12 protein-coding genes and 1 other RNA gene are annotated in these 16,055 nt (G+C 71.6%); 3 read left to right on the forward strand and 10 right to left on the reverse strand.

Annotated features, from left to right (window positions below):
• Positions 1–29 precede the first annotated feature (29 nt).
• Complete coding sequence (locus tag ABZT49_RS04240; RefSeq protein WP_355283462.1) at positions 30–1,466, forward strand: phospholipase D-like domain-containing protein; 1,437 nt, start codon at positions 30–32, stop codon at positions 1,464–1,466.
• On the opposite strand, the gene ABZT49_RS04245 is transcribed toward ABZT49_RS04240, so the two are convergent.
• The 9 genes from ABZT49_RS04245 to rnpB form a co-directional block, all read right to left on the reverse strand.
• Complete coding sequence (locus ABZT49_RS04245; protein ID WP_355283465.1) at positions 1,399–2,214, reverse strand: endonuclease/exonuclease/phosphatase family protein; 816 nt, start codon at positions 2,212–2,214, stop codon at positions 1,399–1,401. The two genes, ABZT49_RS04240 and ABZT49_RS04245, sit on opposite strands and share 68 nt — an antisense overlap.
• Positions 2,215–2,290: 76 nt before the next feature.
• Positions 2,291–3,679, reverse strand: a complete 1,389-nt coding sequence (gene murD, locus ABZT49_RS04250) for a UDP-N-acetylmuramoyl-L-alanine--D-glutamate ligase (RefSeq protein WP_355283468.1) — start codon at positions 3,677–3,679, stop codon at positions 2,291–2,293.
• Between the two features lie 395 nt (positions 3,680–4,074).
• The gene (gene mraY, locus ABZT49_RS04255; protein ID WP_355283471.1) at positions 4,075–5,160 is read right to left on the reverse strand and encodes a phospho-N-acetylmuramoyl-pentapeptide-transferase; all 1,086 of its coding nucleotides are present in this window, start codon (positions 5,158–5,160) and stop codon (positions 4,075–4,077) included.
• Positions 5,161–5,239: 79 nt separating this feature from the next.
• Positions 5,240–6,700 carry a UDP-N-acetylmuramoylalanyl-D-glutamyl-2,6-diaminopimelate--D-alanyl-D-alanine ligase gene (locus tag ABZT49_RS04260; protein WP_355283474.1) on the reverse strand — a complete coding sequence of 487 codons (1,461 nt, stop codon included), beginning with the start codon at positions 6,698–6,700 and terminating at the stop codon, positions 5,240–5,242.
• Positions 6,697–8,166 (reverse strand): UDP-N-acetylmuramoyl-L-alanyl-D-glutamate--2,6-diaminopimelate ligase, encoded by a 1,470-nt coding sequence (locus tag ABZT49_RS04265; protein WP_355283477.1) that lies wholly within the window; start codon positions 8,164–8,166, stop codon positions 6,697–6,699. Before ABZT49_RS04265 ends, ABZT49_RS04260 begins: the two co-directional genes overlap by 4 nt.
• Positions 8,163–9,893, reverse strand: coding sequence for a penicillin-binding protein 2 (locus tag ABZT49_RS04270; RefSeq protein WP_355283518.1), 1,731 nt, complete (start codon positions 9,891–9,893; stop codon positions 8,163–8,165). The genes ABZT49_RS04265 and ABZT49_RS04270 overlap by 4 nt, the downstream gene beginning before the upstream one ends.
• Positions 9,894–10,016: 123 nt before the next feature.
• Complete coding sequence (locus ABZT49_RS04275) at positions 10,017–10,466, reverse strand: hypothetical protein (protein ID WP_355283480.1); 450 nt, start codon at positions 10,464–10,466, stop codon at positions 10,017–10,019.
• Entirely contained in the window at positions 10,463–11,734 is a 1,272-nt protein-coding gene (gene rsmH, locus ABZT49_RS04280; RefSeq protein WP_407943440.1) for a 16S rRNA (cytosine(1402)-N(4))-methyltransferase RsmH, read from the reverse strand. The genes ABZT49_RS04275 and rsmH overlap by 4 nt, the downstream gene beginning before the upstream one ends.
• Positions 11,735–11,958: 224 nt before the next feature.
• Positions 11,959–12,392, reverse strand: an RNA gene (gene rnpB, locus ABZT49_RS04285) — RNase P RNA component class A.
• A gap of 129 nt (positions 12,393–12,521) precedes the next feature.
• Here rnpB and ABZT49_RS04290 point away from each other — a divergent pair.
• Positions 12,522–12,692, forward strand: coding sequence for a hypothetical protein (locus ABZT49_RS04290; protein WP_164712196.1), 171 nt, complete (start codon positions 12,522–12,524; stop codon positions 12,690–12,692).
• Between the two features lie 46 nt (positions 12,693–12,738).
• On the opposite strand, the gene gloA is transcribed toward ABZT49_RS04290, so the two are convergent.
• Positions 12,739–13,179, reverse strand: coding sequence for a lactoylglutathione lyase (gene gloA, locus ABZT49_RS04295; protein ID WP_093567019.1), 441 nt, complete (start codon positions 13,177–13,179; stop codon positions 12,739–12,741).
• A 181-nt stretch (positions 13,180–13,360) separates the two neighbouring features.
• Here gloA and pepN point away from each other — a divergent pair, with 181 nt between their 5' ends.
• Positions 13,361–16,018 (forward strand): aminopeptidase N, encoded by a 2,658-nt coding sequence (gene pepN, locus ABZT49_RS04300; RefSeq protein WP_355283487.1) that lies wholly within the window; start codon positions 13,361–13,363, stop codon positions 16,016–16,018.
• The last annotated feature ends 37 nt before the right edge of the window (positions 16,019–16,055 follow it).

Genomic DNA, 16,055 nt, shown 5'->3' on the forward strand with positions numbered 1-16,055 from the left:
GTGGCGCCGGCGCGGCGGCAGGAGGCCGTGTGGAACACGAGATCTACCGCTGGCTCGGGATCCTGACCTCGATCCGGGCCGACGTGCTGGCGCCGATCGGCCTCGCCATCGCGGTCATCGTCACGGTGCACGCGCTGATGAACAAGCGCGAGGTGAGCGCGGCGATCGGCTGGATCGGCCTCGCCTGGCTGTCGCCGCTGCTCGGCAGCCTGCTCTACGTGATGTTCGGCATCAACCGGGTGAGCCGGCGTGCCCGCCGCCTGCCGGTGCTGCCCGGGCCCCGGCCCGGTGCCCCGCCGCCGCCGGTGGCCGAGGTGCCGGACGATTTCCAGCCGCTGAAGCAGGCGGTGCAGCGGATCAGCGGCCTGCCGCTGGTCGCCGGCAACCGCATCCGGCGCTACCGCCACGGCGACGAGGCCTATCCGGCGATGCTGGCGGCGATCGGCGAGGCGACCACCAGCGTCGCCCTGTCGAGCTACATCATGCGCGACGACGACAGCGGCCGGGCCTTCGCCGACGCGCTCGCGAGCGCGCGGGCGCGGGGCGTCGCGGTCTGCGTGCTGATCGACGGCATCGGCAGCGGCTACTTCTTCCCAGCGATGTACCGCCGCCTGCGGGCTTTAGGCATCCCGGCCGGGCTGTTCATGCACTCGGCTTTGCCCTGGCGGATGCCGTTCCTCAACCTGCGCACCCACAAGAAGCTGCTCTTGATCGACGGCCGGGTCGGCTTCGTCGGCGGGGTCAACATCGCCGACGAGAACGTCATGGCGAAGGATCCGCCGGAGCCGGTGCGCGACAGCCATTTCCGCATCGACGGCCCGGTGGCCGGCCAGCTCGCCCAGGCGTTCTGGCGCGACTGGGCCTTCGTCAAGGGCGAGGACCTGGAGGGGCCGGCCTGGTTCCCGGAGATCCCGCCGGCCGGCGCCTCCCTCGCCCGGGTGGTCACCTCGGGGCCCGACGCCGACATCGAGAAGATCGAGTTCGTGGTGCTGGAGGCGGTCGCCACCGCCCGGCGCTCGGTGCGGCTCGCCACACCCTACTTCCTGCCGAGCGAGACGCTGCTGACCGCGCTCGGCCTCGCGGCGATGCGCGGCGTCACCGTCGACGTCATCATCCCCCAGGAGAGCAACCACCGGGTGGTCGACTGGGCGACCAGGGCCCATGTCGGGCCGCTGCTCGAAGCGGGCGTACGGATCTGGCTCGACCGGCCGCCCTTCGACCATTCGAAGCTGATGGTGGTGGACGAGTCCTGGTGCTTCGTCGGCAGCGCCAACTGGGACAGCCGCAGCTTCCGGCTCAACTTCGAGCTCAACGTCGAGGTCTACGACACCGACTTCGCGGCCGACCTCGACGGGCTGATGCGGGCGAAGATGGAGCAGCGCCTGACGGCGGAGATGCTCAACTCTCGCGGGATGGCCGTGCGCCTGCGCGACGCCGCCGTGCGATTGCTGCTGCCATATCTTTGAGGGGCGCCCGCTTCCGAAAGTCCTCGGCGCGGTCGCGAAACTCCTCGATCCGGTCCCGCAGGGGCTGGCGCTTGCCCTGCGGATTGCCGGGTTCGAGATGGACCACGATCGGCCGGTGATCGGAGGCGCCGCGCGGCAGCACCGCCTGACCGCGGCAGGTCAGCCCCCGCACCAGGCAGCGGTCGAGGCGCAGGGGCACGAGGTCGACCATGGCGTGGGTCGGGTGGCGCGGCCCGACATCGTGGAAGCCCGGCAGCAGGGCCGGCCCGACGATGTTGTAGTCGCCGAGCACCGCGGCGCGCACCGGCAGGTGCTGGGCGATGCGGCGCAGCTGGCGCCGGTTCAGCACCTGGCCGTGCGAGAGATGGACGTTGGCGACCCCGAAGGTGCCGAGATCGAGGATCTGGCAGACCCGGTCGATCAGGGCGCCCGAGGGCAAGACGATAACCTCCGGCGGGCGCGGCCAGGGCGTCGGGCTCCACATCGCGAGGCCGTGGATGCGGCGCGGCAGCGGCGCCCAGGCGTAGTGCCCGCCGACCCGCGCCTGCAACTCGGTGATGTCGACGGTCGCCTCCTGCATCAGGAGCAGGTCCGGCTTCTCGTGCGCGATCAGCGCCTCGAGGGCGTCGACGGTCGCGCCGGTCCGCCGCAGCAGGTTCCAGCTGATGATCTTGCGCGGACCGGGCCGGTGCGGCGCGTGGGCCGCGGCCGGGGTCTCGGCGGGCAGGAGGCGTTGGGGGGGCAGCATGGCACCGCGGGGGAAGCGCTCGGAGTGAGCCGGCGCGCAGCGACATACGCCGATTTGCCGGTTCGGGGAATGTGCCTCAGGCGCCCGGGGGTCGCAGGCCGGGCAGGGCTCGCACGAGGGCGCGGAACTGGTCGCCGCGATCCTCGAAGCTGCGGAACTGATCGTAGGAGGCGCAGGCCGGCGAGAGCAGCACCACCGGTTCGGCCGCGCCGTCCCGCTCCGCCGCGGCAGCGGCTTCCGACACGGCCCGGTCGAGCGTGCCGCAGCGGCTGAAGGGCACCTGCCCGTCGAGGGCGGCGGCGAAATCCTCGGTCGCGGCGCCGATCAGGTAGGCGTGGGCGACGCGCGGAAAGTACGGCGCGAGGCTCGCGATGCCGCCCGCCTTCGGCTTGCCGCCGAGGATCCAGTGGACGTGCTGGAAGGCCGAGAGCGCCTTCTCGGTCGAATCGGCGTTGGTCGCCTTCGAGTCGTTGATGAACAGCACGGAGCCGTGGCGGCCGACCTCCTCCATGCGGTGCGGCAGGCCCGGGAAGGTCGCGAGCGCCGCCGCGAAAGCGTTGGGCGCGACGCCGAGCTCAGCTGCCACCGCGTAGGCGATGGCCGCATTCTGCCAGTTATGGGCGCCGCGCAACGACCCGATGCCGGAGAGATCCGCCACCGGCTCGGCCGGCTCCCGCCGCCCGTCGATGACGATGCCGCCGCGGGCGAGGATGCCGGGCCCCTCCCCCGCCTCGCCGACATGAACCCGGGTCAGCGGCCCGGTCCGGCGCTCCGCGATCGCCCGGCAGAACGCGTCGTCGATTCCGACGATCGCGTGGGCGGCGCCGGTCACCAGGCGCTCCTTGATGGCGGCGTAATGCGCCATGTCGCCGTGGCGGTCGAGGTGGTCGGGCGTGAGGTTGAGGAGCACGCCGATGGTGGGGGCCAGCGACGGCGTCAGGTCGATCTGGAACGAGGACAGCTCGATCACGTGGACCCGGTCGGGCGAGGGCGGCGCAAGCGACAGGATGGCGGTGCCGATATTGCCGCCCATCTGCACGTCGCGGCCGGCCTCGGCCAGGACGTGGGCGATCAGCGCCGTCGTGGTCGACTTGCCGTTGGTGCCGGTGATGGCGACGAAGGGTGCGTCGGGGCAGGTCGCGGCACGCTCGCGGCAGAACAGCTCGATGTCGCCGATCACCGGGACGCCGGCACTCCTCGCGAGGTCCACCGTCCAATGCGGCGCTGGATGGGTCAGCGGCACGCCGGGGGCGAGAATTAGCGCCGCGAAGTCGGTCCAGTTCGCCCGGCGCAGGTCGCCGGTCCCGATGCCCTGCTTGGCCGCCGCCTCCATCCGCGCCGGGTTGTCGTCGCAGGCGATCACCCGGGCGCCGCCGGCCGTGAGGCTGAGCGCGGTCGCGAGGCCCGAGCCGCCGAGGCCGAACAGGGCCACGTTCCGGCCAGCGAAGGTGGTGGAGGGTGTCATGCGGTGTCCGCCGGGTACGTCAAGAATGGCGCGACCCCTTGCCCCGTACGAACTCACGCATCCACACATCGCCGAAAGAGGCGCGGGGCTCTCCTCTCCCCGCGGGCGGGGAGAGGGCTGCGTCTCCGTTCAGGAGATGCAGCAAGCCCGAAGGGCGAGGGTGAGGGGGTGTCTCAGGATGTGACTCCTCCGGCACCTCCCCCTCACCCTCGGCTGCCGCCTCGCTGCGCCCCCTGAACGGGGGCGCAGCCCTCTCCCCGCCCGCGGGGAGAGGAGACGCGCGCGACCCGGCATGTGAATCCACGACCCCGCATGGGAAAGGGATGCACCTTACTTTCAAGCCTGGACGAAGATTGCAACAGGCGGTCCGTGACGCACGTCACGGAGAACAGATTCTACCGCAGCTTCAGCGTCGCCAGACCCAGCAGCGCCAGCACCACCGCGATGATCCAGAACCGGATCACCACCTGCGGCTCCTTCCAGCCCTTCTGCTCGAAGTGGTGGTGGATCGGCGCCATACGGAAGACGCGCTTGCCGGTGAGCTTGAACGAGGCGACCTGGATGATGACGGAGAGGATCTCCAGCACGAACAGGCCGCCGACGATGCCGAGGACGATCTCGTGCTTGGTCGCCACCGCGACGGTGCCGAGGAGCCCGCCGAGCGCCAGCGAGCCGGTATCGCCCATGAAGATCTGCGCCGGCGGCGCGTTGAACCACAGGAAGCCGAGGCCCGCCCCGATCAAGGCGCCGCAGACCACCGCCAGCTCGCCGGTACCCGGGACGTAGTTCACCTGGAGGTACGAGGCGTAGATCACGTTGCCGACGAGGTAGGCGATGATCCCGAAGGTCGCCGCCGCGATCATCACCGGCACGATGGCGAGCCCGTCGAGGCCGTCGGTGATGTTGACCGCGTTGCCGGCGCCCACGATCACGAAGCCCGCGAAGGCGACGTAGAACAGGCCGAGATTGATGATCGCGTCCTTGAAGACCGGGAAGGCGAGCCGGTAGGCGAGGCCGGGTGCCGAGTATTCCGCCACCGCGACGCAGGCCGCGACCGCGATCAGGGCCTCCAGCGCAAGGCGGAACTTGCCGGAAAAACCCTTGTGGCTCTGCTTCGTGACCTTGAGGTAGTCGTCGTAGAAGCCGATCGCGCCGAAACCCAGCGTCACCACCATGACGATCCAGACGTAGTGGTTGCGCGGGTTGGCCCAGAGCAGCACCGCCACCATCACGCCGGCCAGGATCATCAGCCCGCCCATGGTCGGTGTGCCGCGCTTGGTCAGGAGGTGCGATTGCGGGCCGTCCTCGCGGATCGGCTGGCCCTTGCCCTGGCGCAGGCGCAGGAGCGAGATGATCCAGGGTCCGAACCAGAACACGAAGAAGCCCGCCGTGAACAGCGCGCCGCCGGTCCGGAAGGTGATGTAGCGGAAGACGTTGAGCGGCGAGAACACGCCGCTCAGCTCGGAGAGGAGGTAGAGCATCCCGAAGGCATCCGATCGTGGGCGAGCGGCAACGCCGGGCTTATGCCCACAACGCTGCGACAGAATCCTGAAGGTTGTCTCAGCCGGACCGGCCGACGGCGAGATCCTGGTCGGCCGTGGCGCCGTAGCGGGCCTTGAGCGCCTCGACGATCCGGCCCATGCGGGTGCTGTTCGAGCCCTTGACCATCACGGCGTCACCGGGCCGCAGGGCCGCGACCACCGGATCGACCAGCTCGGCCGAGGAGGCGCGGGCGCCGGCCCGGCGCGCGGTCGGCAGCGCCTCGAACAACTCCTGCATCAGGGGGCCGGCGGTGAAGACGAGGTCGATGGCGTGCTCCTCGACCGCCTGCGCCAGCTCGCGGTGCAGGCGGGGGGCGTCGGTGCCGAGCTCCATCATGTCGCCGAGGACCGCGATGCGCCGGCCCGCGGTCTCGACCCCGGCGAGCGTGCTCAGCGCCGCCCGCACCGAGGCCGGGTTGGCGTTGTAGCTCTCGTCGACGAGGAGCGCCTCGCCGTCGCCGACGGCGAGGACGTGGCGGGCGCCGCGCCCGGCCGGCGGTCGCAGCTGCGCCAGCGACAGCGCGGCGAGCGCGAGGTCGGCGCCGAACGCCTGCACGGCGGCGATGACGGCGAGGGAGTTCAGCGCCGTGTGCCGGCCCGGCGTACCGAGCTGGTAGGTGACGGGCAGACCCATCGCCCGCACGTCGACGATCGACAGGTCGGGCCGCATCACGATGCGCTCGGCCCGCACATCGGCCTCGCGGTGCTCGCCGAAGCTCACCACCCGGCCGGCCCGGGAGGCGAGCGCGTGGGCCGCCAAGCGCTCGAAATTCGGGTTGTCGCGGTTGATGATCGCGACGCCGCCGGGCTCCAGGCCGTAGAAGATCTCGCCCTTGGCGTCGGCGATACCCGACAGCGAGCGGAAATGCTCGATATGGACCGGCTCGACCGTGGTGACGATCGCGATCTCGGGCCGTACCAGACGGGTGAGCGGTGCGATCTCGCCGGCATGGTTCATGCCGACCTCGAACACCCCGAACTCGCTCGACGCCGGCATCCGGCTCAGCGTCAGGGGCACGCCCCAGTGGTTGTTGTAGGAGGCGACCGAGGCGTGGGTGCTGCCCTGCGCGGCGAGCACGTGGCGCAGGGCCTCCTTGGTGCCGGTCTTGCCGACCGAGCCGGTGACGGCGAGGATCCGCGCGCCCGTGCGGGCGCGGGACGCCACGGCGAGGCCGCGCATGGCGGCCAGAACCCCGTCGTCGCCTTGCGCAGGCACCGCGATCAGCGGGCCGGCCTCGGCGAGCTCGGCGGCGCGCTCCTCGGCCACCACCGCGGCGCCGGCGCCCCGGGCCAGCGCGTCGCGCACGAAGTCGTGGCCGTCGCGGGCCTCGCCGCGGATGGCGAAGAACAGGTCCCCGACCTTCAGGGTGCGGGTGTCGATCGAGATTCCGGAGAGACCCTGCGGCGCAGACGCGTCGGCGACGACGCGGCCGCCCATGGCGGCGGCGGCCTCGCTCAGGGTCCAGAGGGGTTCGGTCATGCGCGGGACTCCTCGATCGCGCTCAGGACCGCGTCGCGGTCGGAGAAGGGGAGCGTCCGGTCGCCGATGATCTGGCCGGTTTCATGACCTTTGCCGGCAACGACCAGCACGTCGCCGGCGCGAAGGTCGCGCACCGCCGCCCGGATCGCCTCGGCGCGGTCGCCGATCTCCTCGGCGCCAGGAGCCGCCACTAGGATCGCGGCGCGGATCGTGGCAGGATCCTCGCTGCGGGGATTGTCGTCGGTGACGATGACCCGGTCGGCCTTCTCGGCCGCGATGCGGCCCATCAGCGGGCGCTTCGCCCGGTCGCGGTCGCCACCGCAGCCGACGACGCAGACGAGGCGCCCGGTGGTGAAGGCGCGCAGCGCGTCGAGGACGTTGGCCAGCGCATCGGGCTTGTGGGCGTAGTCGACGATGCAGAGCGCGTCCCGCACCGTGCCGATCCGCTCCAGCCGCCCCGGCACGCCGGCGAGATGCGCGAGTGCCGCGATCACCTCGGCCTCGCGGCCGGCCCCGGCCGGGGTCGCGAGCACGAGACCGGCGGCGAGGAGCGCGTTCTCGACCTGGAACGCCCCGACGAGGGGCAGGTCGACGGTATGAGTCGAGCCGCCTACCGCGATCTCAAGGCGTTGCGCGAAGCCCTCGGTGCGGGCGGAGACGAGGCGGATCCCCTCCCCGGCCCGGCCGGTGGTGACGAGCCGCAGGCCGCGCTCCCGCACCGCCGCGATCACCGCCCCGCTCCGCGGGCCATCGGCATTGACGATGGCCCTGCCGTCGTCGGGCAGCAGGGTCGTGAACAGGCGAAGCTTCGCCTGGAGGTAGGCTTCTGGCGTGCCGTGATAGTCGAGGTGGTCGTGGCCGAGATTGGTGAAGCCGGCGGCCGTCAGGCGCACCCCGTCGAGGCGGCTCTGCTCGATGCCGTGCGAGGAGGCTTCCATGGCGAGTTCGGTCACGCCGTCGCGCTCGAGCCGGTCGAGGGTCTCGTGCAGCGTGATCGGGTCGGGGGTGGTCAGCGAGCCGTAGGCGGCGCCGCTGGTGGTGATGACCCCGAGCGTGCCGAGGCTCGCCGCCTCGCGGCCGAGGCGGCCGAAGATCTGGCGCACGAAATCCGCGACCGAACTCTTGCCGCTGGTGCCGGTGACGGCAACGACCGTGCCGGGCTGGCCCGGATTCAGGCGGGCGGCCGCCGCGGCCAGCGTGACGCGGGCATCCGCGACCGCGAGGTAGGCGACGCTCTCCGGCAGGTCGGCCGGGCGCTCGCCCTCGGCCACCATCGCCACCGCGCCGGCTGCGGCGGCCTTCGCGGCGAAGAGCCGGCCGTCGGCGGCGGTGCCGGGCACTGCCAGGAACACGAAGCCGGGCTCGACCTTGCGGCTGTCGGCGGTGAGGCCGGTGACGGGGAGGCCGGCCGCTTGGCCGGTACCTTGGCCCGCCTCCGGGAAGAGGTCGCCGAGGGTGAGGCTCATCGTCCGTCCAGCATGTTGACGTGGTAGGCGCCGAGCTTGACCATCAGCGGGAACGGCTTCACCGGCGGCTCGAATTGCGGCGGCAGGCCGAGGATCGGGGCGACGCGGGCGATCGTCCGGCCGGTGACGACGCCGGAGTTCCAGGCGGCGGTCGCGTAGGAGCCGGATTCCGCCGCCACCGCCTGCGGCTCGTCCATGATGGTGACGAACAGGTATTTCGGCTTGTCCATGGGTGCCGCGGCCATGAAGGTGGTGAACAGCCGGTTCTTGACGTAGCGGCCGCGGATCACCTTCTCGGCGGTGCCGGTCTTGCCGCCGACGTAGTAGTAAGGGATCGCCGCCTTCTTGGCCGAGCCCTCGGTGGCGTTGAGGCGCATGATGTAGCGCATCGCCTCGCTGGTCTGGGGCGAGAGCACCTGCGTCGCCTTCTCGCGCGCCTCGGCCTCGCTGCGCTTCAGGAAAGTCGGCGTCATCAGGAAGCCGCCATTGGCGATCGCCGCCACCGCGGCGGAAGCCTGGAGCGGCGCCACCGCGAGGCCGTGGCCGAACGCGATGGTGATGGTGTTGATCTCGGTCCAGCGCGGCGGGACGATCGGCTCGGCGCTCTCCGGCAATTCGGTGCGCATCCGGTCGAGCAGGCCCATCTTCTTCAGGAAGGCCTTGTGGCCGGGCACGCCGATGCCGAGCGCCATCTTGGCCGAGCCGATATTGGAAGAGTGCGTGAACACCTCCGGCATCGTGATGACTCGATTGGTGCCGTGATACTCGTGGATCTTCTGCCGGCCCCAGTGCAGCACGCCGCCGCGGGTGTCGAAGGTCGAGTTGACGTTGAATTTGCCGGAGTCGAGCGCCATGGCGAGGGTCATCGCCTTGAAGGTCGAGCCCATCTCGTAGACGCCGACATTCATCCGGTTGATCCGGTCGGGATCGAGGGCGTCCTTCGGCTCGTTCGGGTCGAAGTCGGGCAGCGAGGCGAGCGCGATCACCTCGCCGGTGGTCACGTCGAGGATCAGGCCGGCCGCCGCCTTGGCGCGGTAATGCTCCATGCCCCAGGCCAGCTCGTCGCGCACAGCGTGCTGGGCGCGCAGGTCGATCGAGAGCTGGACCGGCGCCATGTCGGCCGACTTCTCGACGAAGCCGAGGCTGTTCAGGTCGCGCAGGCCCTGGCGGTCGATGTACTTCTCCATGCCGGCGATGCCGACATTGTCGAGGTTGGTCACGCCGAGGATGTGGGCCGCCGCGGTGCCGTTCGGGTAGACCCGCTTGTGGTCGGACAGGAAGCCGACGCCCGGGATGCCGAGGCGGTGCACCTCGGCCTGCTGGCGCGGGGTGATCTCGCGCTTGACCCAGACGAAGCCCTTCTTCGACGACAGTTTCTCGCGCAAGTCGCGGGCGTTGATCTCCGGCAGGACGGCGGTGAGCAGCTCGACCGCCTCGTCCTTGTCGTAAATGTTCTTCGGCTCGGCGAAGACCGAGACGGTGCGGATGTCGGTGGCGAGGATCTCGCCGTTGCGGTCGACGATGTCAGGCCGGACCTGGGTGGTGCCGCCGTTCTCGGCCCGGCGGGCCGAGGCCGTGCCCGGATCGTCCGGCAGCATGGCGAAGCTGGCGAGCCGGCCCATCAGGGCGAGGAACACCGCGCCGAAGACGAGGCCGACGAGGCCGACGCGGGCGGCGCTGCGCTCCACCGACAGGCGAAACATCGCCAGGACGCCGCCGCGCAGCATCTGGGCGAGGTTGCGCCGGGGCGCCGCCGGCGAAGCGGCGTCCTCAACGGAAACGGGCGCCGGATCGGCCTCGGCCGTCTGGGTGTCGTGAGCCTGGAAGTCCTGGTCCTGGTTCACGGGCGCCTACCTCTTGGCCGTCGGGGTGACGGTGCGGGTGGGAGTGGAGGTGGAGCCGGTGGTGCGGGGCTCCTCGCCGCGGGCGGCGGTGGTGGAGGGCGCGCGCTCCTTGGCGGCGGGCGTCGCCGTGGCGCCGAGGCCGAGCGCCTCCAGCTTGCGGGCGATCTCGTCGCCGCGATCGGCCTTGGCCGGCAAATCGGCGAGCCGCGCGAGATGGCTGGTGCCGATCGGCTCCAGCTGCAGGTACTTGTCGACCGCGCCCTGGAGGCGGTCGGGCCGCGTGAGCAATTGCCACTCGGCGCGCAGGACCGCGATCGCGTCGCGCTCCTTGCGCAGGCGGGTCTTCAGCTTGGCGACCTGCTCGGCCTGGTAGAGCGTGTCGTACTTGATCGAGTAGGCGTAGATGGCCGAGGCGATCAGCCCGGCGATCGCCGCGAGGTGCAGGAGGCGGATCACCGGCGCCCTCCCCGCGTCTGGGTCTCGGGCAGGGAGGCGAGCGCTTCCAGGGCCGTGAGCGGCGGCGGCGCGGGCGCGTCGGTCCGCTCGCCGGCGCGGAGCTTCGCCGAGCGGGCGCGGGGATTCTTCCGGCACTCGGCCTCGCCGGCCGCGACCGGGCCCTTGGTGGCCAGCGTGAAGCTGCGCGGGGCGGGCTGTGCCGCCATCGGCAGGTGGCGCGAGGCCGCGACCGCCCGGCCGCTGCGGGCGGAGAAGAACTGCTTCACGATGCGGTCCTCCAGCGAGTGGAACGTCACCACCGCGAGCCGGCCGCCCGGCCGCAAGGTGTGCTCGGCGGCGTGGAGCGCCCGCTGCAACTCGCCGAGCTCGTCGTTCACCGCGATCCGCAGGGCCTGGAAGGTCCGGGTCGCCGGGTGGATGCCGCTGCCGGGCTCCGCCCGCACGACGCCCGCGACGATCTCGGCCAGGGCCGCCGTGGTCTCGATGCGGCCGCGCCGGCGCGCCTCGATCAGCGCGCGGGCGACCGCGCGGGCCCGGCGCTCCTCGCCGTAATGGTAGATCACGTCGGCGAGCGCAGCCTCGGAGGCCTCGTTGACGAGGTCGGCCGCGCTCTCGCCCGCCCGCTCCATGCGCATGTCGAGAGGGCCGTCGAAGCGGAACGAGAAGCCGCGCTCGGCCTGGTCGAGCTGCATCGACGACACGCCGATATCGAGCACGACGCCGTCGGCGTCGGCAAATCCGTGGTCGCGCGCGATGGTGTCGAGATCGCCGAAGCGGCCCTGCACCAGGGTCAGGCGCCCGGACTCCGCCTCGACCAGGGCCTGGCCGGCGGCGATGGCGGTGGGGTCGCGGTCGATGGCGAGCACGCGGTTTTGCGGATCCGCCGCCAGGATCGCCCTCGTGTAGCCGCCGGCGCCGAAGGTGCCGTCGATCACGGCGGCCGGCCCGGACGACAGGCGCAGGGCGGCCAGAACCTCGGCCAGCAGGACCGGGATGTGGGGGGCGGCCTCGCTCACGACCGATGCCCCGATTCGACCCGGACGGATTCGACCGAGACGACGGGCGATCCCGCGCGCCGGGCGCGCCTTGAGGCGTGACGATCCATGGTGCTCCGGTATCCGCGCGAGCCGGGCCGAGGCCGGCCGGGATCGGCGCCAGGGCGCCGCTTTGCCCACGCCAGACACCGACGCGCGACCAACACGCCCGCTCTCGCGGAATGCGGCCGCCGATGCTGGAATCGCCGTGGACGGGGTGGCTCGGGGTATCATGGGCCTCTGGGGTCGTCAACGCGAGGGCACACGCGGCGGGCAGCACCCGCCCCGCTGGCATCAGAGACCAGCAAGGTTAACGAAGGCTTGTGATGGTCGCGCGCCCTGCCGAAAAGTCGAGGCGGCCGCACCTGTTTGCCCACGGGCGCGGGCTCTACCTCGGAGATGCCTCGCGCCCGCCGGCTTTCAGCTGCGGCGGGCTTGGGCCGGATGTTGGGAGATTGGGTATCAGCCGGCCTGTAAGCCGGGTTCTGTATGGCCCGGGAAATCCGCGAGGATCCCCCGGACGTGGCGGCCATTCCTCTGGGACGGCCGTTGCCGGCCGCCTCGAGCAACCAACCCGGGCGACGGGCCTGAAGAAGGCCGTGCGCGATTGCTCGCGCGTGCCGCCCCTATTCGGTTTTGCTCCCGGTGGGGTTTGCCGTGCCGTCCGCGTTGCCGCGTCCGCGGTGCGCTCTTACCGCACCCTTTCACCCTGGCCGCAACAGGCCCCGAAGGACCCGCCGTGCGGTGGTCTGCTCTCTGTGGCACTGTCCCTGGGGTCGCCCCCGCCGGACGTTATCCGGCACCGTCTCTTCATGGAGCCCGGACTTTCCTCCCCGATCCCGCGGACGGGCGAACCCGCTGACAGGACCGGAGCGGCCGCCCGGCCGGCTGACGGCGCCGATGTGCGATGCGGAGGCGCCCGCGTCAAGACGGAAGGGCCCGGGTTGCCGTGCCGCCCCTCCTCCCTACCTGCCGCTCTCAAGGCCGCCGCGACGCGGCCGCGAGAACGGAGGCAACCCTGATGAGCGAGAACATCGAGGCGGGCTGGACGCTCGAGACCGTGCAGCAGCTCAAGGCCATGGCGCGCGAGGGCGTCTCGGCCTCGGTGATGAGCCTGAAGCTCAAGCGCCCGGTGACGGCGATCCACGCCAAGCTGGCCGAGCTCGGCCTCACCCCGGCGGCCGAGGCTTAAGGATATCTAGAGGGGGCGGGCCTCGTCCGGCCCGCCCGCCGGTGCCTCACCAGCTGCCGGTATTCTGCATCGAGGCCCAGGGCTCCTGCGGCGGCTTGGCCCCGCCCTTCTGCAGGATCTCGATCGAGATGCCGTCGGGCGAGCGCACGAAGGCCATGTGGCCGTCCCGCGGCGGGCGGTTGATCGTCACGCCGGCATCCTGGAGCTTCTGGCAGGTCGCGTAGATGTCGTCGACCTGATAGGCCAGGTGGCCGAAGTTGCGCCCGCCGGTATACTCCTCCGGATCCCAGTTGTAGGTGAGTTCGAGCAGCGGCGACTTGGTGTCCTTGGCCCGCGCGGCGTCGCCGGGGGCGGCCAGGAACACCAGGGTGAAGCGGCCCTTCTCGCTCTCGGTGCGGCGCACCTCCTGGAGGCCGAACTTGTTGCAGTAGAAGTCGAGCGCCTTGTCGAGATCGGCGACGCGGACCATCGTGTGCAGGTATTCCATGGCGCTCCATCCTCGGGTGTCGGGGCGCCCCTGGCGGGCGCCGGATCCGGCGTCGTAGCTAGGGCGCCTCGCGGCCCACGGGGAGGGCCGGGCTCCCGCGTCGATCCCGCGTTGCGCTGCGGCCGCCGCCGGTGCAAAGGCTGATCCCTCCGCCGCCCGCGCGACCGCCGAGGACCCCGCCATGCAGTCGATCGTTCGCCTCGCCGATTACCGCCCGAGCGACTACCTGATCGACCGCGTCGACCTCGACGTGCGCCTGCATCCGACCGAGACCCGGGTCACCGCGACGCTGGCGCTCCGCCCGAACCCCGCCGGCGAGCCCGGCGCGCCCCTCGTCCTCGACGGCGACGAGCTGACCATGCTCGCCATCGCCCTCGACGGGCAGCCGACGGGCCCGGGCGCGATCGCGGTCACGCCCCGGGCGCTGACCCTGCACCAGCCGCCGCAGCGGCCCTTCGTGCTCGAGATCGAGACGCAGGTGAACCCGAGCGCCAACACCAAGCTGATGGGGCTCTACCGCTCGAACGGCGTCTACTGCACCCAGTGCGAGGCGGACGGGTTCCGACGCATCACCTACTTCCTCGACCGGCCCGACGTGATGGCGGTCTATACCACACGGATCGAGGCCGACCGGCTCGAGGCGCCCGTGCTCCTCGGCAACGGCAACCCCGTCGAGCAGGGCGAGATCGGCCTGACCCGGCACTACGCGGTCTGGCACGACCCCCACCCGAAGCCCGCCTACCTGTTCGCCCTCGTCGGCGGCCGCCTCGGCCGGGTCGGCTCGCGCTTCACCACCATGGAGGGGCGGGACGTCGAGATCGCCGTCTACGTCGAGCCCGGCAAGGAGGGCCGCGCCGATTTCGCCCTCGACGCGGTCGCCCGCTCGATGGCCTGGGACGAGCGCACCTTCGGCCGCGCCTACGACCTCGACGTCTTCAACGTCGTCGCGGTCTCCGACTTCAACATGGGCGCGATGGAGAACAAGGGCCTCAACATCTTCAACGACAAGTACGTGCTGGCCAGTCCCGACACCGCCACCGACGCGGACTACGCCAACATCGAGGCGATCATCGCCCACGAATATTTCCACAACTGGTCCGGCAACCGGGTGACCTGCCGCGACTGGTTCCAGCTCTGCCTCAAGGAGGGCCTGACGGTCTTCCGGGACCAGGAATTCTCCTCCGACGAGCGCTCGCGCCCGGTCCACCGCATCGCCGAGGTGCGCACGCTGCGCGCCCGCCAGTTCCCGGAGGATGCCGGCCCCCTCGCCCATCCGGTGCGGCCGCAGGCCTATCGCGAGATCAACAACTTCTACACCGCGACGGTCTACGAGAAGGGCGCCGAGATCGTCCGGATGCTGCGCACCCTGCTCGGCCCCGAGATGTTCCGGCGCGGCATGGACCGCTACTTCGCCACCTGCGACGGCACGGCCGCCACGGTGGAGGATTTCCTCGCCGCCTTCGCGGCGGAGAGCGGGCAGGACCTCACCGCCTTCTCGCGCTGGTACGAGCAGGCCGGCACGCCGACCGTCGCGGTGTCGGGAACCTACGATGCGGCCGCGCGGACCTACACCCTGACGTTCCGCCAGAGCCTGCCCGTGGTGGCGACCGAGGCGACGGCGGGCGCCGCGCCGCGTCCCCTGGTGATCCCGGTGGCGCTCGGCCTCGTCGCGCCGAGGGGCGGGGCGGTCGAGGCCACGTCCGAGCGGGTGCGGGACGGCGTGTTCGTCCTGGAGACGGCGGAGGACGAACTCGTCTTCACGAACGTCGCGGCGGCGCCGGTGCCGTCGCTGTTTCGCGGCTTCTCGGCTCCGGTGAAGGTCGATCACGCCCTGACCCGGGACGAGCGGTTAGGTCTCCTCGCCCACGATTCCGACGCCTTCAACCGCTGGCAGGCAGCCCAGAGCCTCGCCATGGAGGTGCTGGTGTCACGCGCCAGGGCCGGCGCACCGCTCGAATCCGAGGCCGGGCCGGAGGGCGCAGGGCTCACCGGCGCGCTCGCGACCTTCCTCGACGGCGAGGCCTTGGCCGATCCCGCCTTCGCGGCCCTGGTCCTGACCCTGCCGGGCGAGCCGGAGGTGGCGCAGACGCTTCAGTCCGAGGTCGATCCCGACGCGATCTGGCGCGCGCGGCAAACGTTGCGGGTGCAGCTCGGCCGCGACCTCGGGCCCCGGCTCCTCGCCTTGCGCGACGCGCTCGCCGAAGCGCCGGGCACCCCCTTCAGCCCCGACGCCGCCAGCGCCGGCCGCCGGGCCCTGCGCAACGCCGCGCTCGATCTCGTGACCGCCGCCGATCCGGAAGCGGGCACCACGCTCGCCCTCGCCCAGCTCGACGCCGCCACGACCATGACCGACCGCCTCGCGGCGCTCGCGACCCTGAGCCTGGTGCCGGGCGAGGCAAGGGAGGCGGCGCTCGCCCGCTTCGCCGACACCTACCGCCACGAGCCCCTGGTGCTCGACAAGTGGTTCGCCCTGCAGGCGATGATTCCGGAGGCCGGAACGCTCGACCGGGTCCGCCGGCTGATGGAGCATCCGGCCTTCTCGCTCGGCAACCCGAATCGCGTGCGCTCGCTGGTCGCCAGCTTCAGCCTCAACAATCCGACGCAGTTCCACCGCCCCGACGGAACCGGCTACGACCTGATCGCGGAGGTGGTGCTGGCCCTCGACGGAAAAAATCCCCAAGTCGCGGCGCGGCTGCTAACTGCTTTCAATACTTGGCGTATGGTCGAGGGCGGACGCCGCCGGCGGGCCGAGGCAGCCCTGCGCCGCGTGGCCGAGGCGCCCGGTCTCTCCCCCGACGTCAGCGACATCGCCGGACGATCGCTCACACCTGGGAAATAATGCACAACCTCTTGTGACTGCTAGTAGAATCGCGTGG

Origin of the sequence: Methylobacterium sp. EM32, from assembly GCF_040593685.1 — a bacterium.
Taxonomy (GTDB): Bacteria; Pseudomonadota; Alphaproteobacteria; order Rhizobiales; family Beijerinckiaceae; genus Methylobacterium.

Coding starts and splice junctions, on each gene's coding strand:
- ABZT49_RS04245 (WP_355283465.1), bottom strand. CDS start 2,214: ATGCTGCCCCCCCAACGCCTCCTGCCCGCCGAGACCCCGGCCGCGGCC.
- murD (WP_355283468.1), bottom strand. CDS start 3,679: ATGACACCCTCCACCACCTTCGCTGGCCGGAACGTGGCCCTGTTCGGC.
- mraY (WP_355283471.1), bottom strand. CDS start 5,160: ATGCTCTACCTCCTCTCCGAGCTGAGCGGCGTGTTCTCGCCGCTCAAC.
- ABZT49_RS04260 (WP_355283474.1), bottom strand. CDS start 6,700: ATGACCGAACCCCTCTGGACCCTGAGCGAGGCCGCCGCCGCCATGGGC.
- ABZT49_RS04265 (WP_355283477.1), bottom strand. CDS start 8,166: ATGAGCCTCACCCTCGGCGACCTCTTCCCGGAGGCGGGCCAAGGTACC.
- ABZT49_RS04270 (WP_355283518.1), bottom strand. CDS start 9,893: ATGCTGCGCGGCGGCGTCCTGGCGATGTTTCGCCTGTCGGTGGAGCGC.
- rsmH (WP_407943440.1), bottom strand. CDS start 11,734: ATGATACCCCGAGCCACCCCGTCCACGGCGATTCCAGCATCGGCGGCC.
- ABZT49_RS04290 (WP_164712196.1), top strand. CDS start 12,522: ATGAGCGAGAACATCGAGGCGGGCTGGACGCTCGAGACCGTGCAGCAG.
- gloA (WP_093567019.1), bottom strand. CDS start 13,179: ATGGAATACCTGCACACGATGGTCCGCGTCGCCGATCTCGACAAGGCG.
- pepN (WP_355283487.1), top strand. CDS start 13,361: ATGCAGTCGATCGTTCGCCTCGCCGATTACCGCCCGAGCGACTACCTG.